This window comes from Paraburkholderia yinzeri, assembly GCF_046581065.1.
GTDB lineage: Bacteria > Pseudomonadota > Gammaproteobacteria > Burkholderiales > Burkholderiaceae > Paraburkholderia.
Genome location: NZ_JBFOCJ010000002.1, coordinates 276,334 through 296,054, shown reverse-complemented (window position 1 = coordinate 296,054; position 19,721 = coordinate 276,334). Strand labels below are relative to the sequence as shown.

Here is a 19,721-nt window from a genome sequence, read left to right as displayed (position 1 = left end):
TCAACGCGGGCCGCTCACGCCTGCTTCAGGTGAGCGCCATGCGCGGACGCGCGGCCTTCAGCCAGCGCGCGCCGCCGGCCAGCGTGACGAGCGCGCCGATGGCGAGCAGATCACCCGCGAGACGGGCAGGCAAGTAGGTGTCCAGATGCGAGGCGCGCAACAGCGTGTCGACTACGTTCGATGCCACGGCACCGCCCACGAAGCACACGAGCCCCTGCTGCCCGACGCGGACGATGGCCGGCAGATATTCGGCCAGACGCCGAACCCACCCCAGCCGCACCGCCTGCGCGGCGAGCCATGCAACGGCGCCGAAGCTCACGATGCGAAGGCTGGCGAGATTCTGCTTCATGTAGCCCGGCTGCGGGTCGATCTCCACGAACAGCCGGATGAACGCGAAACTCGCGGCAATCGCAATCGCGACGGCCGTGATCGCGCATCCGGCACGCGATATCTGGAAGGCGTGCGACACGGGATAGAGGCGGCACAGTATTCCGAGCACGAACATGGCCTGCCACGCGAACGGATTGAACGGCCAGATCACGCCAGGTGCGGCAGGCAACCCGTTCGCGAGCCAGCACGACGCGAACCAGATGCCGAAACTGCCGAGGAGCGCGAGATCCGGCGAGCGGCGCGCAACCGACATGATGAACGGCAATGCCGTCACGAGCACCACATACATCGGCAGCACACCGGCTAGATACGGCTGATCGCGGAACAACGCGATATTGGCAAGCATCGTGAAAGGATGCGCGGCAAAGCGCAAAAAGCCCGAACCCGCCACGAGGGGCGAATTCACGTGCAGAAGCACCGCCGCCGCCCCCGAGAGCAACATGAGCACGGCCGTGCAGAGATAAGCCGCATAGATTTCCCGGCTGCGCCGCCAGAAGCGCTGGTTGGCCGCCTCGACGCCCTTGCGCGCGGCGAGCGCGAGCCAGCTTGCCGCACAGACATAGCCGCTCACGAACACGAAGACTTCCGCCGAATCGCAAAAGGCGAAGGTATGCAGCATTCCGTGCGAGAGCACGCTCGCCGGAATGTGATCGAGTGCTATGGCGATCAACGCGAATCCACGTAAAAAGTCGATTTCGATCGATCGCTTCGCCGTCTGACTCATCAATGAAAGCTCCCGTTCGGGTCGGTAAAGACAATGGAAAGATGGTGGCGGCATGCGAACGGTCATGCGGCGCGCAACCGAAAATTTATAAGGATGCCTGATAAATGACGATTGACCTGGCTATGCGAACGCTCTTTCCTCGCACCCGCCGTAAAAGGGCCGTGTAATGACCCGCGAGCGCGAGCGATCCACAATGCGACTTTAATGCCAGAAAATTGGCAGGTGTGGCCTGGTAACGACCCGTAGCAATTCTCTGCCGCGCGACACTGTGCCGAATGGGCCACGCCGTTCGCTACCCCGTCGCTCGCGAAGCCAGCCGCCATGCCGCTCTTCGCAATTCGGGCAATCGTCGCGCAAGACGTTTGCTCGGTCTGCCGGCCGGTATTCGTTCCTGTCAGGTTCCCGAGGATCGCCCGCGCGTGCGCGCCGGTTCGGTGCGTACGCCGCCCAGCGAAGAATCGCTCGCACGTTCGCGGTGCCAGATCACGCACGTTCGAGTCCGTTACGCGGAAAGGCTTCCGTAAGCAGAAAGAGTGCTGCATCCTGCATTGACGGCGCCCCATCGACGAGGTTCCCCAACCTCTGCAAGCTTGCGCTTAGGCGCGCGCGATCCGCAACAATAGAGTCCGTCAAAGGCACCGGCTATAAGTCGCCGGCCATGAAAACTCGTGCCCGATTTCCATCGTCATAAGAATTAGGAATGCAAATCAGTTACATCACCGGCTGTCTCTGAAGATTTGCCATACCCTCCCCGGTCATAATTCGGCTTCCCTCCTCCAAAGTTTGCCGTGTTTCAGTCGTTCACATGCCTCCGATATGCAGGCCTTTGCCTACAGCTACCTTGTCGCTGTCGCCGACGGGCGCCTGCACGTCCTCCAGCGTGCGCTTGCGTGTCTCGACACCGAGCGCGGCAAGCACGAGCGCGAGCAGCACGAACAGCGCGCCGATGAACGATACGACACCCATCAGCCCCGCAAGCGCGTAGACGTTCGCGACGACGTACGGTACGCCGACGTTGACGAAGCGGCCGGCCGCGTTGCAGAGCCCGACTCCACGCAGCCGCAAGCGTGTCGGGAACAGTTCGGTGACGTAGCACGCCACGCCGAGCGCCGACGTCACATAAATGCACGTGGTAACGCCGAAGCCGACCAGCGCGATCGAAACGGGCGCCTTCACGAACGGGTAGGCAAAACCGGTCAGTGCGCCCGCGAGCGAGAAGATCACGAGCCCCCACTTCCGCCCCAGGCGATCCGCGATCGCCATCGCGATGAGCGAGCCCGCAGGGCCGCCCGCAAACATCGCCGAACTGATGAGCAGCGAGCTGGAAATGCCGAAGCCCTGCTTGACGAGGAAGGTCGGCACCCATGCGACGAATGCGTACATCGCCGTAAACGAGATGCAGATCACGGCGATGCCGACAACGGTGCGCGAGAGCTGCTGCGCGCTGAACAGGTCGCGCAGACGGCCAGGCACCTCGTCGTCCTGCCGCGCGGCGACGGCCGGCTCCGCGCGGACCCGGCTTTGCGACTCGATGCGCTCGACGACGACCCGCGCCTCGTCGTGGCGGCCGACCGCCGCGAGCCAGCGCGGCGATTCGGGCATCGACTTGCGCAGATACCAGATTACCAATGCGCCGAGGCCCGGAATCGCGAACATCCAGCGCCAGCCGAAGTGCGGAATGATCAAGTAGCTCGCGGCGGCGGAAACGAGCACCGACGAGTTCGTGATCAGGTTCAGCAACGACGCGAAGCGGCCGCGCGCGTGCGCGGGCACGAACTCGTTGAGCGTGCTGTAGCCGACGACGATCTCCGCACCGAGCCCGATGCCCATCACGAAGCGCAGCACGACGAGCCATGTCATCGACGGCGCGAGTGACGCCGCGAGCGACGTGATGCCGAACACGAGCAGGTTGAACTGGTAGGAGAAGCGCCGGCCGAAGCGGTCGCCGACGACGCCCGCCCCCCATGCGCCGAGCGTGAGACCCGCGAAGCCCATGGAGATGAACAGCGCGTTCAGATGCAGGTCGGACAGGCCTTGATGCACGAGCGCGCCGAGCACGCTGCCGGTCAGGAAGTTGTCGAACGCGTCGAAGAACATCCCGCCGCCGATCAGGCCGAGAAGACGCCAGTGGAACGGCCCGATCTCCAGCGCGTCGAGGCGCTGTGCCGCGTTTGCTGCGTGAGCCGACATGATGTCTCCGGTATCGTTATCGTTACATGCCCTCGCCGCCGCGGCCCGCCAGGGCCGCGACAATACTGCCGGCGCGCTACTCGAACGCCTTCTGCGCGGCAAGGAAGATCGCCTCGATCAACGGCTCCTCGCGGCGGCGGGCCAGGGTGAGGAAAGACAGCGGGATTTCGATGGGCAGCTCGCGCGAGATCGCGATCCCGTGCTTCTGCGCCTCGTCGACGGCAACCGACTCGCGCGCGAGCGACAGGCCGACCCCGGCGCGCACGAGTTCGACCATCGATGCCTCGAGATCCACCTCCGCCGCGATATGCGGCCGCGCGCCGGCGGCATCGAAGGCGTCGCTGAGCAGGCGGTGGTGCATCGAAGTCGGCGGCGTCCAGATCCACGGCAACGCAGCGAGTTCGGCCCAGCCACGCCCGCTGATGCGCTCCTGCCACCCCTTCGGCGCGATGACGTAGTACTTGAGCGGCATGAGCGCGACCGCATGCAGTTCGACCCCGTCCATCTGGCTCGGGGTGCCGAGATAGAAGCCGACGTCGAGCGCGCCGCTGCGGATCTGTTCGAGAATCTGCCCGGTCATCGAGTGGCGCAGGCGCGTGCGCACTTCCGGGTAGTGACTCGCCATGTGCTGGAGAATCGTGCCGAGACGGATGGTCGGCGGATTGAGAATCGTACCGATCGAGATCGTGCCGCTCAGCACGGTCAGCATGTTGCCGGCGGCCGCCTCGAAATCGCCGATCGCGTGCAGGATCTGCTCGGCGTAGGGCAGCAGCTTCAGCCCATCGGCGGTCAAGGTGAGGCCGCGTGGCGAGCGCTGCAGCAAACGCAGGTTCAACTGGTCCTGCAGACTCTTGAGCTGCAGGCTCACCGCGGGCTGGGTCAGATGCAGCAGGCGTGCCGCTCGCGTGAGGCTCCCCTCGCGGGCGACCGCGACAAACGCGCGGACATGCTGAAGATCATGAATGGCCCGGCTCGAAGGCGGGGCAGTCGGAATGCGGGAGGAAACGGTCATGGGCAGGGGCGCGAGCACCCGGGCACGCGGCAACGGCAGAGCAATCGCGCCTTCGCTCATGGCGGCCTCTTCCGTGTCAGGCATCACCGGCCTCGGCGAGGATACGGCGCGCCTGCGCGAGCACGGGCGCGTCGACGAGCCTGCCGTCGACCCTCGCCGCGGCGCCCGTGGACGCCGCCTCGCACACGCGGCGCGCCCATGCCACCTCTTGCGGCGCAGGTCCGAGACCGCGCTGGACGGCCTCGATCTGGTTGGGATGCACGCACAGCTTGGCGCCGAACCCGTAGGCACGCGCTCGCCGCACTTCGTCGTCGAGCATTGCCGCATCGTCGAGCGTCGTGCAGACGCCGTCGACCGCCGGGATCAACCCTGCCAGGCGCGAATACAGCAGGATCTGGGCTCGATAGTAATTCAACGGCTCGCCCGTTTCATTGGCGCCCAGATCGAACATCAGGTCGACCGTGCCAAGCATCAGCCGGAACACCCGTGGCGCGCGCGCCAGCGGCGCGATGTGCTCGAAGCCCAGCGCCGACTCCATCAGCAGATGCAGCGCCCAGCCCTGATGTTGCCGTGCAATGCGCGCAATGGCGTCCGGGTCTTCCGCCTTCGGCACGACAATGCCCGCGAGGCCGCCGCCGAGCGCCGCGCAGGCGTCGAGATCGGCCTCGTACCCGTCGGTACCGCGGCTGTTGATGCGGACGAGCACCTCGACGCCGCGTTGCCGTGCGGCATCGAAGAGCGCGGGCATCGTTGCGGCGAGCGAGGCGCGCGCCTCGTTCTTGCGCGCGGGCTCGACGGCATCCTCCAGATCGACGATCACGGCGCCCGCGCCGGAGCGCGCCGCTTTCTCGAAGCGCTCCGGGCGGGTGGCGGGTGCGAACAGATAGGAACGGGTCAATTCGGACATGGTGGACAAAAACTCCTTGCTCGATGCGGTTCGCCCCGGCCCGGTCAGATCACGCCCGCCGTGCGCAGCGCGGCAAGGTCGGAATCTGTGAGGCCAAGCAGATTGCGATAGATCTCGTCGTTGTGGCTGCCCAGTGTGGCGCCGAGCCATTCGACGCAGCCCGGTGTGTCGGACAGCTTCGGGATCACGTCCGGTACGGCCACCTCGCCTGCGCGCGACGGCATCACGCGGATATTGCCGCGGGCTCGGTACTGCTCGTCCTCGAAGATGTCGGCAACGCTGTAAATCAGGCTCGCCGGCACGTCGCCCGCATCGCAGGCGCGCAGCACCTCGCCGTGCTCACGCGCCCCCACCCATTCCTGTACGACGCGATTGACCTCTTCGATGTCGGCAACGCGATTTGCGACGTGGCCCCAACGCGATGCGTCGGCAAGCTCCGGTTGCGCCATCACGTTGGCGAAGCGTCGAAAGATCTTGTCGTTCGTGCAGGCGATCGCGATCCAGCGTCCGTCGCGGCTGCGGTAGTGCGCGTGCGGGGCGACGTTGACGGCGTTCGCGCCCATGCGCTCGCGCACGCGGCCGAACTTGTGATAGACGGGCACCATCTCGTCGAGAACGCGGAACATCGATTCATAGAGCGCGAGATCGACGCATTGGCCCCGGCCCGTGCGCTCCCGCGCCTGCAGCGCGATCAGCGCGCCGATCGCGCCGTACATCCCCGAGCCGTAGTCGGCAAGCGACGTCGAACCGGGCGTCACCGGAATCCGGTCCGGCTCGCCCGCCAGGTAGGCGAGCCCCGAAAACGCGTGCGCGACCCTGGCGAAGCCCGGCTTGAAGCGACTCGGACCGTCCTGGCCATAGGCCGAGATTCGCACGAGGATCGTGCGCGGGTTCATCTCGTGCAGCGTCTCGAAGTCGAGCCCCCACTTCTCGATCACGCCGGGCCGGAAGTTCTCCACGACGATGTCGCAGGTGGCCGCCAGTTCGCGCAGCATGGCCTGGCCGCGCGGGTCGGCGAGATTGAGGCTCACGCATTTCTTGTTGCGGCTCTCGGTGAGCCACATCAGCGTATCTCCGCATTCCGTTGGCGTACCGAAGCGGCGCAGCGAATCGCCGCTGTCGGGCGGCTCGATCTTGATGACCTCGGCGCCGAACTCCGCGAGGATCGTCGCACAGAAAGGGCCCGCGACGAAGGTTCCGAGATCGAGCACCCTGAGGCCATCCAACGCTTTCATGACTGTTCCTGTTCCGTTGTTCTCATGCGTCGCATCGTCCGCGTTGGTCATGCCAGCGTCCATTGAAATATTCAAAACAACGACATAAGCGCCGCAAAATAATGCGCCGCAACAGATGAGAGGCAAACGATGAACCGCCCGACTGGCATGGCACGAAAGGATTTCATCGGATCACGCGGCCCGGCCTCTTTTCGCATCGTCCGGAATCCGGGCACTGCAATCTCATATACTTTCGTCAAGTACCGATTGCGGCCGCCCTCGCCGACGTGCCGTCTATTTGCTCTCAATTGCCGGAACGATAGCGACGCTTTCGACATGGATTCTGTTTTCCTACAGCAATATTGCGAGATCCAGTTCAAGGAAGCTCAACAGGCCTATCAGTCGGGCAAACTCGACGCTGCCGCGCAGTTGCTCGAACGTCTCGTCGCCGTCAATCCCGCGCATGCCGATGGCTTGCACTTACGCGGTCTGGTTGCCTTGGCCGCGAACCAGCCTGCCAGCGCAGAAGCCTGGATCTCGCACGCAATCAATGCCTTCCCCAATCCGGCGTTCTACAACAGCCTGTGCATCGTCCAATTGACGATGAAAACGTTCGCCGCGGCGGCACGGAGCGCCCGGGAAGGATTGGCGAGGCAACCCGGCTTCGCCACGCTTCACTACCACCTGGCGCTTGCCCTTCAGTTCGAGGGGAATCTGCCGGATGCCGCCTTTCACTATCGCAAGGCCGTTGAGCTTGATCCCGGCAATTCCGAGGCGCACAACAATCTCGGGACTGTCCTGAATGACCTCGGGGATTCGCAGGCGGCCCTGCGGCATTTGCGGCAAGCCGTTGAACTTGCGCCGAACGTTCCGGCGGTACACAACAATCTGGCGAAGACACTTCTGTCGTTAGGCGAAGTGGATAGCGCGGAATCGCACTTCCGGCACGCGATTGCAGCCGACCCGGAAAATTTTTCGTACTCCCGACTTCTGGTTGAAACGAAACGCCTGGCCACCAGCGATCCGTGCGTCATTGCCATGGCCGAGCGAGTCAACCATACCGACTCGTTAACACCGTCCAACCAGATGCATCTGCACTTCGCATTCGGGCAGGCACAGGCGGACAACGGAAACCATGAACTGTCGTTCGAACACTTTCAGAAGGCCAATGCCCTATATCGAGCCAGCATTCGCTACGACGAAACATCCACGCTCAACCTGCTCAGGCACATCCCCGGCCTGATCACGTCCGGGCTGCTGGAAGCCCGTCGCGGCACAGGCGACCCATCCTGCTCCCCGGTCTTTATCGTAGGCATGCCACGCTCAGGCTCAACGCTGGTCGAACAGATACTTTCCAGCCATCCCCGGGTGTTCGGAGCCGGAGAGCGACCTGACTTTGAAAAAGCGCTGAAGGCACGAACGAGCCAAGGAAGCAGGATCGACGTCGACGCGCTCCGCGCCATGGCCGCCGCGCCATTGACTGAGATTGGGCACGATTATGTGCACCGTATACACACGGCCGTTGCCAACGCTAACGACTATCTTAGGATTACAGACAAGTATCTTTTCAATTTTATCTATCTAGGCATGATTCATATGGCCTTGCCGAATGCCAGGTTTATTCACATCCAAAGGGATCCTGTGGAAACCTGCCTGTCGATCTATTCAAAGCTGTTCGGCGATGTCCCGTTTGCCTACGACCTGGGCGAGCTTGGCCGCTACTATCATGCTTACGCCGACTTGATGTCGCATTGGCGGGGCATCTTGCCGGAGGGCACCCTGCTCGAAATCCGCTACGAAGATCTGGTCAAGGACTTCGAGCACAACGTCCGCCGGATGCTCGATCACTGCGGACTCGCCTGGGACGAACGCTGCATGCAGTTTCATCAAACGAGGCGCCAGGTCTTGACCATGAGTGCCCAGCAGGTTCGCAAACCGCTGTTCGGATCTTCGTTGCGGCGTTGGCGGCCGCCCCAGTCATTGTTGCAACCTCTTCTGGACGGCCTCGCGAGCAACCGAAAGGCGTAGCGAGGCTGGTTCAACGTAGATCAGGTGGACACAATGCTTTCCGGAGCTTTATCGCCCCTCAAGACGGGTTGCCCTGGCGCTTACACTCTGCTCGTTCCCCGCAGGAGACATACATGGCAGAAACATGGCAGTTCCAGGTTCGGATCACCGTCGTGCCCGAGCTGGCCGAAGCGTTGCGGGCGCGCGAACACCATGCGGGGCGCGATTTGCTCGAGGCTGTCTTGCGCGAACGCAACGCCGCCTTGCAGTGCCAGTTCGATGCATTCGTCGAATACGTCGAAGAGGCGGAAAGCGCGGGCCTGGACCGGTATCCGCTGTATCAATGGACGAAGGATACGATCGGCAACCCCGAGAAAAAGGCGAAATATCTGAGGTCGTTTACGGTGTACGTGAGCGGTGAACCGGTCTACGCCAGGGAAACCGCCGACTGGCTGCATGCGCGGCTATCGGATCTCACAGGCAAGGCGGGCATCGAAAGCGTGAGCCGGTTCGATACGAACCCGGCCAACAACCCACAACCGCCCATGAGGAAGTGATCCGGAAACGGGTTCCGCTGCATCGCACAATGGCGACGAGCCAGCCCAGGCTTCGGCAGACGGCCGGAGGCTACCCCCTGAGCCTGCGCCGGATAACGCAGGAATCTGCGCACAAGTTGCAGGCCGCTTTCGCTAGAATCTGTTTTCGTAGAGAAAAAGCATATTTGCGTTGTTGCAGCGGTATCCCGTCACGAATACTGCTCATATTGTTCATCCTTTACCGGAGGCGAGCGTGCCAGGTTTACTTCCCCATGTCGACCCCGAGGGGCTCCTCGAATATTCAGTGGTTTACACCGACCGCTCGATCAATCATATGTCGCACCTCTTTCAAGGTGTCATGCGCGACATTTCCGACGCCCTGAAAAAAGTCTACAACGCGAAGTCCGCCATTGTCGTTCCGGGCAGCGGAACGTTCGGCATGGAAGCCGTTGCCCGGCAGTTCGCGACCAACAAGAAGTGTCTGGTCATTCGCAATGGCTGGTTCAGTTTCCGCTGGTCGCAGATTTTCGACATGGGCGGCATTCCGTCCGGGTCGATCGTTTTGAAGGCGCGTCCGGTCCAACCAGGAAGGCAGGCCGCCTACGCACCGCCCCCGATCGAAGAAGTGGTCGCGGCAATCAGGGAAAACAAGCCGGACTTGGTCTTTGCGCCGCATGTCGAAACCGCATCCGGGATGATGCTGCCCGATGGCTATTTGCGTGCGGTATCCGACGCGGTGCACGAGGCCGGCGGCATGTTCGTCCTGGATTGCATCGCCTCCGGTACGGTCTGGGTCGACATGCAGGCCAGCGGCGTCGACGTCCTGATCAGCGCGCCGCAAAAAGGATGGAGCGCCTCACCCTGCTGCGGGCTGGTCATGCTCAGCCCCCTCGCCCGGGAAAGAATCGATGCAACAACCAGCACCAGCTTTGCCTGCGATCTTCGCAAATGGCTGCAGATCATGGAGGCCTATGAGAACGGCGGGTTCGCCTACCACGCCACGATGCCCACCGACAGTCTCGCGACGCTGCGCGACGTGATAAAGGAAACGCAGGCATACGGCTTCGATAAGGTGAAAGACGAGCAGCTTGAGCTCGGCAAACGCGTTCGCGCGCTGCTGGCAGACCAAGGTTTCAAAAGCGTGGCGGCCGAAGGTTTTGAGGCTCCGGGCGTGGTGGTTTGCTATTCGGACGACGACGGCATACGGTCCGGCAAGAAATTCGCCGATGCAGGCTTGCAGATCGCGCCCGGCGTTCCTCTGCAATGCGACGAGCCTGACGATTTCAAGACTTTCCGCATCGGCCTATTCGGTCTCGACAAATTGCACGATGTTGAAGGTGCGGCCGCCAGGTTCGCCAAAGCGTTGGACCGCATTCTTTAGTTCGCTTTTCCGGAGCCTGTGCGCATGGGCTGCCCTTGAACTGCAATTGCAACCGCATCGGCAGGAAATGGAGCAGCCCCTGTCATGGGAACCGCGTCAGAAACCGATGGGGACAGGCGGCGCGGCCCTCAGTGCCTGCATCATCAGAGCCAGTGCCGCCCTGTCAGCGGCCGGATCGGCCGGAATGCGTCCGTCGAGCGCCAGTGTCGCCAATCCGTGAACCAGTCCCCAACAAGCAAGCCCCCCCGCCTCGACCTGGTGCGGCGCCAGTTCGGCTATGCGTCGCGCCATCAACGTATAGGCTCCCTGGCAATCCCCAGGCGGCAGGTCTAGCCCTGCCCCATCCGCGAACATCAGCCGGAACAGCGCAGGATGTGCGCGGGCGAAACCCACATAGGCCAAGCCCTGCGCTGTCAATGCTTCGCCCGGATCGTCCGCCTCGTCGGCCCGCGCGGTGTCCGCCTCCAGCATGGCGAAGCCCTTGAGCGCGACGGCGCCCATCAGCGCCGCCTTGTCTTCGAAATGGCGATAGGGCGCCATCGCCGAAACCCCTGCCGCCCGCGCCACGGCACGCAGGCTGACATCGCTTTCGCCCTGTTCGAGCAACGCCAGCGCGCAATCGACCAGCCGGTCGGGAAGGGACAAAATGGAATCGCTCATCGCCTGTTTACACTGTAATCATCCGGGACTATGCTTACAGCGTAAACATCAAGGAGTCGCCATGCAAGCCTCCGCTACCCGAAGGTCCGTCGACCTCAGCGCCTATCCGGATCTCGTCGTCATCATTTTGGGCTTTCGCGTCCGTCGGTTGCGGGGGATCGCCACCTTGCTCGGCATCGGCAAAGGCCTGCGGCAGATCGAGTCAGCCCCACCGCCGGGATTGTTGTGGAGCGAGCCGTTCCTCTTCGCCCTCAACCACATCGGCATCCGCCAGTACTGGCGCAACCTCGAAAGCCTCGAGGCTTTTACCCGCAGCGAGCCCCATTCCCGCTGGTGGCGCGACTTCCTGCGCGACAGCGGCGGCGCGGGCTTCTGGCATGAGAGCTATAGCCGGCAGGGAATGGAGGCGGTCTATATCGACATGCCCGGCCCCTTTGGCTTCGGCCGCTTCGCGCCGGAGCGCCGTCCGACCGGACCTTTCATGAGCGCGCGGCAGCGAATGGCGGCGGATTAACCCCGTCGCCTCGCCTTCGGCAAGTTCGTTCTCCTTCGCCAATTTACTTGACATCTAAAATATTTCGACCTAAATTGATCCTGAAGCGAGAACAAGGAGCGAGCATGCGCATCGTTTGCATTGGTGGTGGTCCGGCGGGCCTGTACTTCAGCCTGTTGATGAAGCGTCGCCACCCTGAATACGACATTACCGTGATCGAGCGGAACCGCCCGTACGACACGTTCGGCTGGGGCGTGGTGTTTTCGGACCAGACGCTGGGCAATCTGCGCGCGGCCGACCCCGAAAGCGCGGCGGAAATTCTCGACGCCTTCAATCACTGGGACGATATCGAGGTCAATTACCGCAGCCGCGCGATCCGGTCTTCGGGTCACGGCTTCTGCGGCATCGGCCGCAAGCGCCTCCTCAACATCCTGCAGGCGCGCTGCGAAGCACTCGGCGTGAAGCTCGTGTTCGAGTCGCAGATCACCGACGACGATATCGGCGAAGCCGACCTCGTCATCGCCAGCGACGGCCTGAACAGCGCCACGCGCCAGAAATACGCCGCGACGTATCAGCCCGACATCGACCTGCGCGATTGCCGCTTCGTATGGCTCGGCACCTCGAAGCTCTTCGACGCGTTCACGTTCGCGTTCGAAGAAACCGAATGGGGCTGGTTCCAGGCGCACGCCTACCGCTTCGACGAAAACACCTCGACCTTCATCGTCGAAGCGCCCGAGCATGTCTGGCGCGCGGCGGGTCTCGAGACCATGAGCAAGGAAGACAGCATCGCGTTCTGCGAGAAGCTCTTTGCGCGCTATCTGGACGGCCACGCGCTGCGCTCGAATGCCTCGCACCTGCGCGGCTCCTCGCAGTGGATCCGCTTCCCGCGCGTCGTGAATCGCGAGTGGGTGCACTGGAAGCACGGCGCCGACGGCCACGAAACACCGGTCGTGCTGATGGGCGACGCCGCGCACACGGCTCATTTTTCGATCGGCTCAGGCACGAAGCTCGCGCTGGAAGACGCGATCGAACTCGCCAACAGCATGGACGCGTGTCCGGGCGACTTGCGCACCGCGCTCGCGCACTACACGAGCGTGCGCAGCGTGGACGTACTGCGCATCCAGAACGCCGCGCGCAACTCGACGGAATGGTTCGAGCACGTGGACCGCTACGCGCACTTCGAGCCGGAGCAGTTCGCCTACTCGCTGCTCACGCGCTCGCAGCGCATTTCGCATGAGAATCTACGCGAGCGCGACGCCGCCTGGCTCGGCGGTTTCGAGTCCTGGCTGGCCGCGCGTGCGGGTGCCAGCGAACGCGCCGTGCCGCCGATGTTCACGCCGTACACGGTCCGCGGCGTCACGCTGAAGAACCGCATCGTGGTCTCGCCGATGGCGCAGTACTCGGCCCGCGACGGCGTGGCCGGCGACTATCACCTGACGCACCTTGGCGCGCGCGCCATGGGCGGCGCGGGTCTCGTGATGACCGAAATGACCTGCGTGTCGCCCGAAGCGCGTATCACGCCGGGATGCCCCGGCCTCTATACGACGGAACAGCGCGACGCCTGGCGGCGCATCGTCGACTTCGTGCATACGCAGTCGGACGCGAAGATCGGCATCCAGATCGGCCACTCCGGCGCCAAGGGTTCGACGCGCGTGGCGTGGGAAGGCATCGACCAGCCCTTGCCCGACGGCAACTGGCCGCTCGTCTCCGCTTCGCCGCAGCAATATCTGCGCGGCGTGAGCCAGTGGGCGCAGGAAGCTGGCGCCGCGGAAATGGAGGAAATCAAGGCGCAGTTCGTACGCTCGACGGAACTGGCCGTCGAGGCCGGCTTCGACTGGCTCGAACTGCACTGCGCGCACGGCTATCTGCTTTCGAGCTTCCTCTCGCCGCTCACCAACCAGCGCAGCGACGCCTACGGCGGCTCGCTGGAGAACCGCCTGCGCTACCCGCTGGAAGTGTTCGCCGCGATTCGTGCCGTGTGGCCGGCTGACAAGCCGATTTCGGTACGCATCTCCGCACACGACTGGGTCGAGGGCGGTAATACGCCCGACGACGCCGTCGAGATCGCGCGTGCCTTCAAGGCGGCGGGCGCGGACATGATCGACGTTTCGTCGGGCCAGGTGAGCAAGGAAGAACGTCCCGTCTACGGGCGCATGTTCCAGACGCCTTTCGCCGATCGCGTGCGCAACGAAGCGGACATCCCCACCATCGCCGTAGGCGCAATTTCCGAAGCGGACCACGCGAACGGCATCATCGCGGCGGGCCGCGCCGACCTCTGCGCAGTGGCACGGCCGCACCTCGCGAACCCCTCGTGGACACTCACCGAGGCCGCGAAGATCGGCTATCTCGACGTCATGTGGCCGCGCCAGTACACGGCGGCCAAAACCCAGCTCGAACGCAACATCGAGCGCGAGCGCGCCGCGGCCGCCGCGAGCGCGGGGCTCTCGCCGCTCGAACGCGCCCAGCGCGCGGAAGGAACCGTGTGATGAGCGCACAGAACACCCTGGCGGACCATCATGCTGTGGTCACAGGCGGCGGCAGCGGCATCGGCGCCGCGACGGCGGCCGCCCTGCTGCGCGCCGGCGCGCGCGTCACGCTGATGGGACGCGACGCTGCGCGCCTCGAAGCGCAGCGCTCGATGCTTGGCGATACTGAATACGTTGCCTGCGAAAGTGCGGACGTGACGGACGAAAACGCCGTCGACACAGCATTCGCCCGCGCCGCAGAACGTTTCGGCGCCGTCGACATCCTCGTGAACAACGCGGGCCAGGCCCAGGCCGCCCCCTTCGCGCAAACCGATCTCGCGCTGTGGCGCCGCATGCTCGACGTCAACCTGACCGGTGCGTTCCTCTGCACGCGCGCCGTGCTGCCGGCCATGCTCGCCGGCAAGCGCGGCCGCGTCGTCAACGTCGCGAGCACGGCGGGCCAGGTCGGCTATCCCTATGTCGCCGCCTATTGCGCCTCGAAACACGGCGTGATCGGCATGACGCGCGCCCTCGCGCTCGAAGTCGCGACGCAGGGCGTAACGGTCAACGCGGTCTGCCCGGGCTATACGGAAACCGAATTGTTGCAGGCCTCGATCGAACAGATCACGCGCAAGACCTCGCGCAGCGCCGAGGAGGCGCGTAGCATCCTGGTTCGCCACAACCCGCAGCAGCGCTTCGTCACGCCCGACGAAGTCGCCAACGCCGTGTTGTGGCTCTGCGCGCCCGGTTCCGCTGCCATCACCGGGCAATCCATTTCCGTTTCCGGTGGAGAAATCACATGAGCCCGCCCCTGCCCGCACGCAAGAACGCTGCTCCGAAAACGCCGCGCAAGGGGGTAGCGAACCCGGCCGGGAACGTCGTCGACATGGAGATGAGCACCGGCGCCGACAGCCACATGGGCCTGCGCCTGTGGCTGCGCCTGCTCACCACCACGAACCTCGTGCAGGCCGAGCTGCGCCGCCGCCTGCGCACCGAGTTCGACACCACGCTGCCGCGCTTCGACCTGATGGCGCAGCTCGAACGCCACCCGGAAGGGCTGCGCATGACCGAGCTGTCGCGCCGCATGATGGTCACGGGCGGCAACGTCACCGGCATCACCGACCAGCTCGAAAAAGAAGGCCTCGTCGTGCGCGACGCGGATCCGGCCGACCGGCGCTCGATCGCCGTGCGCCTCACGCCGGAAGGCCGCAAGCTGTTCGACCGCATGGCGGCAGCCCACGAGCAATGGGTGGTCGAGATGTTCGGCGGCTTGTCGCTCGACGAGAAGTCGAAGATGCACGACCGGCTCGGCAAGCTCAAGCAGCATCTGCGCGACAGTCTGGAAGACTGAAGCGCGCCAAAATTCAGGCATGGGGCCGGGGTGGGCGCCAACGCGCCAACTCCCACCCACTCCCGCCGACACAGGAGACTTATCTTGACGACACGTTCCAACGCCGAAGCGCTTTTCGCGGGCAACCGCGTCGCGCTGGCGGACTATCGTGCGCAACACTTCGGCTGGTCCGTCGAAGGCCGCGTCGCGACGATCACGCTGAATCGCCCCGAGCGCAAGAACCCGCTCACGTTCGAATCGTATGCGGAGCTGCGCGACCTCTTTCGTCAGCTTGCCTACGCAACCGACATCAAGACCATCGTGCTGCACGGCGCGGGCGGCAATTTCTGCTCGGGCGGCGACGTGCACGACATCATCGCGCCGCTGGTCGATCTGCCGATGCCCGAACTGCTGATGTTCACGCGCATGACGGGCGATCTCGTGAAGGCCATGCGCCACTGCCCGCAGCCCATCATCGCCGCGGTGGACGGCGTCTGCGCGGGCGCGGGCGCGATTCTCGCGATGGCCTCCGACATGCGCTACGGCACGGCGCGCAGCAAGCTCGCGTTCCTCTTCACGCGCGTGGGGCTCGCCGGTTGCGACATGGGCGCGTGCGCGATCCTGCCGCGCATCATCGGTCAGGGCCGCGCCGCGGAGCTGCTCTATACGGGCCGCTCGGCAAGCGGCGAAGAAGGCCTCGCGTGGGGCTTCTACAACCGCCTGTGCGACCCCGACACGCTGCTGGCCGACGCGCAGCAACTGGCCGCGGATCTCGCCGCCGGCCCCACGTTCGCGCACGGCATCACGAAAACGATGCTGCATCAGGAATGGACCATGAGCATCGACGAAGCGATCGAGTCCGAAGCGCAAGCCCAGGCGATCTGCATGGCCACACGCGATTTCGGCCGCGCTTATACGGCATTCGCGGCAAAGACGCGTCCGGTATTCGAGGGAGACTGATTTGAACGCAGCCGCTGACATGAACCTCCACGACGCCATCGCCTGGCCGTTCTTCGAGGAGCGCCACCGCGCGCTCGCCGCCGGCATCGAAGCCTGGTCGCGCGAGCATCTCGCCCACGTACCGCACGACGACGTCGACGCCACCTGCCGCGCGCTCGTGCGCCAGCTCGGCGACGCGGGCTGGCTGAGCTACGGCGTGGGCGGCACCGCCTACGGCGGCCACGGCGACACGATCGATACGCGCGCCGTGTGCCTGCTGCGCGAGACGCTCGCCAAACACTCGGGCCTCGCCGACTTCGCCCTGGCGATGCAGGGCCTCGGCTCCGGCGCCATTTCGCTCGCCGGCACCGACGCGCAGAAGTCGCGCTATCTGCCGCGCGTGGCACGCGGCGAAGCGCTCGCCGCGTTCGCGCTCTCGGAACCGGAGGCGGGCTCCGATGTCGCGGCCATGGCGCTCGCCGCGCGCGCGGACGGCGACGACTACGTGCTCGACGGCGAGAAGACGTGGATCTCGAACGGCGGCATCGCCGACTTCTACGTGGTGTTTGCCCGCACCGGCGAGGCACCGGGCTCGCGCGGCATCAGCGCCTTCGTGGTGGATGCCGATACCCCGGGACTCGAAATCGCCGAGCGCATCGACGTGATCGCCCCGCATCCGCTCGCACGCCTGCGTTTCGCGGGCGCGCGCGTAAAGCGCAGCCAGATGCTCGGCATGCCGGGCGAAGGCTTCAAGATCGCCATGCGCACGCTCGACATTTTCCGCACGTCCGTGGCCGCGGCCTCGCTGGGATTCGCGCGCCGCGCGCTGGCCGAAGGCCTCTCTCGCGCCGCCTCGCGCAAGATGTTCGGCCAGACCCTCGCCGATTTTCAGTTGACCCAGGCAAAACTCGCGCAGATGGCGCTGACGATCGACAGCAGTGCCCTCCTCGTCTACCGCGCGGCCTGGCTGCGCGACCAGGGCGAAAGCGTCACGCGCGAAGCCGCGATGGCGAAGTGGCATGCCAGCGAAGGCGCGCAACAGGTGATCGACGCGGCCGTGCAGCTCTGGGGCGGCATGGGCGTGCAAAGCGGCAACACGGTGGAGACGCTCTACCGCGAGATCCGCTCGCTGCGCATCTACGAAGGCGCGACGGAGGTGCAGCAACTGATAGTCGGGCGCGACCTGCTCAAGGCCCACGCCGGCGCATAAGCCCGCTCTGCAACGCCATACATCGAATCGGACGACACATGAAAAAAGCTCTTCTTCCCGCCGGCTGGGTCAAGCCCCGCGGTTATGCAAACGGCGTCGCCGCACGCGGCACGCAGATCTTTATCGCCGGCCAGATTGGCTGGGACGAAAACGCCCGGTTCACGAGCCGCGAATTCGGCGCCCAGGCCGTGCAGGCGCTGCGCAACATCGTCGCCGTGCTCGAAGCGGCGGGCGGCAAGCCCGAGCACCTCGTGCGCATGACGTGGTACGTCACCGACAAACGCGAGTACCTCGCAGCGCTCAAGGAAATCGGTGGGGCGTTTCGCGAGCTGATCGGCGACTACGACATCGCGATGAGCGCAATCCAGGTGGTCGCGCTGATCGAGGACGACGCGAAGGTCGAAATCGAAGCCACTGCGGTGATTCCCGACTAAACGCGGCGCCTGAACGGCACCCTCGGAAACGGCAACAGACAATACGAACCCATGTTGGAGACGTCATGGAAGCGACAGCCCACGTCGATACTTTCGCCCGCGACCACCTGCCGGCCGAATCGCAGTGGCCCACGCTGCTGCTCGACAATCCCGATGTCGCCTACCCGGCGCGGCTCAATTGCGCAGCGGAACTGCTGGACCGTGCGATCGAGGCAGGACGCGGCGAGGCGCCGGCCATCTGGTCGGACGTCGACGGCAAGCCCCAGGCCACGACCTATGCCCAGTTGCGCACGCTGGTAGATCGCAGCGCGCACGTCCTCATCGAGGACATGGGCCTCGTGCCCGGCAACCGCGTGCTGCTGCGCGGCCCCAACACGCTGCAGATGGCCGTGGCGCTGCTCGCCGCGCTGAAGGCGGGGCTCGTGGTCGTGCCCACCATGCCGCTGCTGCGGGCGAAGGAACTCAAGCAGATCATCGACAAGGCCCAGGTCGCCGCGGCGCTGTGCGACGTGCGGCTCGCCGACGAGCTTGCGCGCTGCACGGACCCCGCCGACGCGTTCTTCTGCGCGGACCTCAAGCAGGTGCGCTACTTCCACGACGACGCACCGGGCAGCCTGGAGAGTCTCGCGGCCAGCAAGCCGGCGACGTTCGCCGCCTGCGACACGGCGGCCGACGACGTGTGCCTGATTGCCTTCACGAGTGGAACGACGGGCACGCCGAAGGGCTGCATGCACTTTCATCGCGACGTGCTCGCGATGTGCGATCTCTTCCCGCGCCATGTATTGAAGCCCTCGGCCGACGACGTCTTCTGCGGCACGCCGCCGCTCGCATTTACGTTCGGACTGGGCGGCCTCCTGTGCTTCCCGCTGCGCGTGGGCGCCTCGACCGTGCTGATCGAGAAACTCACGCCCGCGCTGCTGCTGCAGGCCATCGAGCGGTTCGGCGCGACCATCGTCTTCACCGCGCCCACCTTCTACCGGCAAATGGCGCCGCTCGCGAAAGACGCCGATCTGTCGAGCCTGCGCAAGACGGTCTCCGCGGGCGAAGCGCTGCCGCAAGCCACGCGGGAGCTCTGGCGCGAAGCGACGGGCATCGAGATGGTGGATGGCATCGGCGGCACGGAGATGATCCATATCTTCATCTCCTCGGCCGGCGCCGAAGTGCGGCCCGGCTCGATTGGCCGCGCCGTGCCGGGCTATGTCGTGCAGGCCCTCGACGACGCGCTCCAGCCGGTCGCGCCGGGCGTGACCGGCCACCTCGCCGTGCGCGGTCCAACGGGCTGCCGCTATCTGGCCGACGAGCGGCAGATGAAGTTCGTGCGCGACGGCTGGAATCTGCCGGGCGACGCAGTCTCGATCGATGCGGACGGCTATGTGTACTACCAGGCGCGCGCCGACGACATGATCGTCTCCTCGGGCTACAACATCGCGGGACCTGAAGTGGAAACCGTGCTCATGCAGCATCCGGCCGTGGCCGAGTGCGGCGTGATCGGCGCGCCCGACGAACTGCGCGGGCAGGTGGTGAAAGCCTTTGTCGTGCTGCGCCCCGGCTTCAAGGGCGACGAAGCGATGGTCGGCGAACTGCAGAACTTCGTGAAGAACGCCGTTGCCGCGTACAAGTATCCGCGCGTCATCGCGTTCATCGACGCTCTCCCGCGCACGGAAACCGGCAAGCTCAAGCGTGCGGCGTTGCGCACGATGTGATGCCCGGAGCGGCGGCGTATTGCGGTGCGCCGCCCAAATCAGTCAATAATCCAACGTAATACGTTAAATATCCAACTGCCCGACCTGATTTCAGCGAACTCGCCTCTTACCGCCCGCGAAAAGCCG

Annotated in this window: 17 protein-coding genes; 11 read left to right on the top strand and 6 right to left on the bottom strand. The window is 64.8% G+C overall.

Annotated elements, in window-relative coordinates; translation table 11 throughout:
* Positions 1-25: 25 nt before the first annotated feature.
* The 5 genes from WJ542_RS18460 to WJ542_RS18440 form a co-directional block, all read right to left on the bottom strand.
* Complete coding sequence (locus WJ542_RS18460) at positions 26-1,114, bottom strand: OpgC domain-containing protein (protein ID WP_411190869.1); 1,089 nt, start codon at positions 1,112-1,114, stop codon at positions 26-28.
* An 801-nt stretch (positions 1,115-1,915) separates the two neighbouring features.
* The gene (locus WJ542_RS18455) at positions 1,916-3,304 is read right to left on the bottom strand and encodes an MFS transporter (protein ID WP_411190867.1); all 1,389 of its coding nucleotides are present in this window, start codon (positions 3,302-3,304) and stop codon (positions 1,916-1,918) included.
* 76 nt (positions 3,305-3,380) lie between these two features.
* Positions 3,381-4,316 carry a LysR family transcriptional regulator gene (locus WJ542_RS18450; protein ID WP_411192487.1) on the bottom strand — a complete coding sequence of 312 codons (936 nt, stop codon included), beginning with the start codon at positions 4,314-4,316 and terminating at the stop codon, positions 3,381-3,383.
* 76 nt (positions 4,317-4,392) lie between these two features.
* Positions 4,393-5,223, bottom strand: coding sequence for an HpcH/HpaI aldolase/citrate lyase family protein (locus WJ542_RS18445; RefSeq protein ID WP_411190865.1), 831 nt, complete (start codon positions 5,221-5,223; stop codon positions 4,393-4,395).
* Between the two features lie 44 nt (positions 5,224-5,267).
* The gene (locus WJ542_RS18440; protein WP_411190864.1) at positions 5,268-6,458 is read right to left on the bottom strand and encodes a CaiB/BaiF CoA transferase family protein; all 1,191 of its coding nucleotides are present in this window, start codon (positions 6,456-6,458) and stop codon (positions 5,268-5,270) included.
* Between the two features lie 129 nt (positions 6,459-6,587).
* Between WJ542_RS18440 and WJ542_RS18435 the strand changes: the two genes are divergently transcribed.
* The 3 genes from WJ542_RS18435 (at position 6,588) to WJ542_RS18425 (ending at position 10,361) form a co-directional block, all read left to right on the top strand.
* Positions 6,588-8,465 (top strand): tetratricopeptide repeat-containing sulfotransferase family protein, encoded by a 1,878-nt coding sequence (locus WJ542_RS18435; protein WP_411190862.1) that lies wholly within the window; start codon positions 6,588-6,590, stop codon positions 8,463-8,465.
* A 113-nt stretch (positions 8,466-8,578) separates the two neighbouring features.
* Complete coding sequence (locus tag WJ542_RS18430; RefSeq protein WP_411190860.1) at positions 8,579-9,001, top strand: hypothetical protein; 423 nt, start codon at positions 8,579-8,581, stop codon at positions 8,999-9,001.
* Positions 9,002-9,233: 232 nt separating this feature from the next.
* On the top strand, positions 9,234-10,361 hold the full coding sequence (locus WJ542_RS18425) for an aminotransferase class V-fold PLP-dependent enzyme (protein ID WP_411190858.1): 1,128 nt from the start codon (positions 9,234-9,236) through the stop codon (positions 10,359-10,361).
* 96 nt (positions 10,362-10,457) lie between these two features.
* Here the strand turns inward: WJ542_RS18425 and WJ542_RS18420 are convergent, their stop codons facing one another.
* A complete protein-coding gene (locus WJ542_RS18420; RefSeq protein ID WP_411190856.1) occupies positions 10,458-11,021 on the bottom strand; it encodes a TetR/AcrR family transcriptional regulator in 564 nt (187 codons plus the stop codon).
* A gap of 61 nt (positions 11,022-11,082) precedes the next feature.
* Between WJ542_RS18420 and WJ542_RS18415 the strand changes: the two genes are divergently transcribed.
* The 8 genes from WJ542_RS18415 (at position 11,083) to WJ542_RS18380 (ending at position 19,595) form a co-directional block, all read left to right on the top strand.
* The gene (locus WJ542_RS18415) at positions 11,083-11,535 is read left to right on the top strand and encodes a monooxygenase family protein (protein WP_411190855.1); all 453 of its coding nucleotides are present in this window, start codon (positions 11,083-11,085) and stop codon (positions 11,533-11,535) included.
* Between the two features lie 104 nt (positions 11,536-11,639).
* Positions 11,640-14,000 (top strand): bifunctional salicylyl-CoA 5-hydroxylase/oxidoreductase, encoded by a 2,361-nt coding sequence (locus WJ542_RS18410; RefSeq protein WP_411190853.1) that lies wholly within the window; start codon positions 11,640-11,642, stop codon positions 13,998-14,000.
* The gene (locus tag WJ542_RS18405; protein WP_411190851.1) at positions 14,000-14,782 is read left to right on the top strand and encodes an SDR family NAD(P)-dependent oxidoreductase; all 783 of its coding nucleotides are present in this window, start codon (positions 14,000-14,002) and stop codon (positions 14,780-14,782) included. The genes WJ542_RS18410 and WJ542_RS18405 overlap by 1 nt, the downstream gene beginning before the upstream one ends.
* Positions 14,779-15,330, top strand: coding sequence for a MarR family winged helix-turn-helix transcriptional regulator (locus WJ542_RS18400; RefSeq protein WP_411190849.1), 552 nt, complete (start codon positions 14,779-14,781; stop codon positions 15,328-15,330). The genes WJ542_RS18405 and WJ542_RS18400 overlap by 4 nt, the downstream gene beginning before the upstream one ends.
* An 84-nt stretch (positions 15,331-15,414) precedes the next feature.
* Positions 15,415-16,269 (top strand): enoyl-CoA hydratase family protein, encoded by an 855-nt coding sequence (locus tag WJ542_RS18395; RefSeq protein WP_411190848.1) that lies wholly within the window; start codon positions 15,415-15,417, stop codon positions 16,267-16,269.
* A 19-nt stretch (positions 16,270-16,288) separates the two neighbouring features.
* On the top strand, positions 16,289-17,458 hold the full coding sequence (locus WJ542_RS18390) for an acyl-CoA dehydrogenase family protein (protein ID WP_411192486.1): 1,170 nt from the start codon (positions 16,289-16,291) through the stop codon (positions 17,456-17,458).
* A gap of 38 nt (positions 17,459-17,496) precedes the next feature.
* On the top strand, positions 17,497-17,892 hold the full coding sequence (locus tag WJ542_RS18385) for a RidA family protein (RefSeq protein WP_411190847.1): 396 nt from the start codon (positions 17,497-17,499) through the stop codon (positions 17,890-17,892).
* A gap of 65 nt (positions 17,893-17,957) precedes the next feature.
* Entirely contained in the window at positions 17,958-19,595 is a 1,638-nt protein-coding gene (locus tag WJ542_RS18380; protein ID WP_411190846.1) for an AMP-binding protein, read from the top strand.
* Positions 19,596-19,721 lie beyond the last annotated feature (126 nt).

Excerpts from the sequence above, each read along its gene's own strand:
- WJ542_RS18460 (WP_411190869.1), bottom strand. The coding sequence starts at position 1,114 with ATGAGTCAGACGGCGAAGCGATCGATCGAAATCGACTTTTTACGTGGA.
- WJ542_RS18455 (WP_411190867.1), bottom strand. The coding sequence starts at position 3,304 with ATGTCGGCTCACGCAGCAAACGCGGCACAGCGCCTCGACGCGCTGGAG.
- WJ542_RS18450 (WP_411192487.1), bottom strand. The coding sequence starts at position 4,316 with ATGACCGTTTCCTCCCGCATTCCGACTGCCCCGCCTTCGAGCCGGGCC.
- WJ542_RS18445 (WP_411190865.1), bottom strand. The coding sequence starts at position 5,223 with ATGTCCGAATTGACCCGTTCCTATCTGTTCGCACCCGCCACCCGCCCG.
- WJ542_RS18440 (WP_411190864.1), bottom strand. The coding sequence starts at position 6,458 with ATGAAAGCGTTGGATGGCCTCAGGGTGCTCGATCTCGGAACCTTCGTC.
- WJ542_RS18435 (WP_411190862.1), top strand. The coding sequence starts at position 6,588 with ATGAACCGCCCGACTGGCATGGCACGAAAGGATTTCATCGGATCACGC.
- WJ542_RS18430 (WP_411190860.1), top strand. The coding sequence starts at position 8,579 with ATGGCAGAAACATGGCAGTTCCAGGTTCGGATCACCGTCGTGCCCGAG.
- WJ542_RS18420 (WP_411190856.1), bottom strand. The coding sequence starts at position 11,021 with ATGAGCGATTCCATTTTGTCCCTTCCCGACCGGCTGGTCGATTGCGCG.
- WJ542_RS18415 (WP_411190855.1), top strand. The coding sequence starts at position 11,083 with ATGCAAGCCTCCGCTACCCGAAGGTCCGTCGACCTCAGCGCCTATCCG.
- WJ542_RS18410 (WP_411190853.1), top strand. The coding sequence starts at position 11,640 with ATGCGCATCGTTTGCATTGGTGGTGGTCCGGCGGGCCTGTACTTCAGC.
- WJ542_RS18405 (WP_411190851.1), top strand. The coding sequence starts at position 14,000 with ATGAGCGCACAGAACACCCTGGCGGACCATCATGCTGTGGTCACAGGC.
- WJ542_RS18400 (WP_411190849.1), top strand. The coding sequence starts at position 14,779 with ATGAGCCCGCCCCTGCCCGCACGCAAGAACGCTGCTCCGAAAACGCCG.
- WJ542_RS18390 (WP_411192486.1), top strand. The coding sequence starts at position 16,289 with ATGAACCTCCACGACGCCATCGCCTGGCCGTTCTTCGAGGAGCGCCAC.
- WJ542_RS18385 (WP_411190847.1), top strand. The coding sequence starts at position 17,497 with ATGAAAAAAGCTCTTCTTCCCGCCGGCTGGGTCAAGCCCCGCGGTTAT.
- WJ542_RS18380 (WP_411190846.1), top strand. The coding sequence starts at position 17,958 with ATGGAAGCGACAGCCCACGTCGATACTTTCGCCCGCGACCACCTGCCG.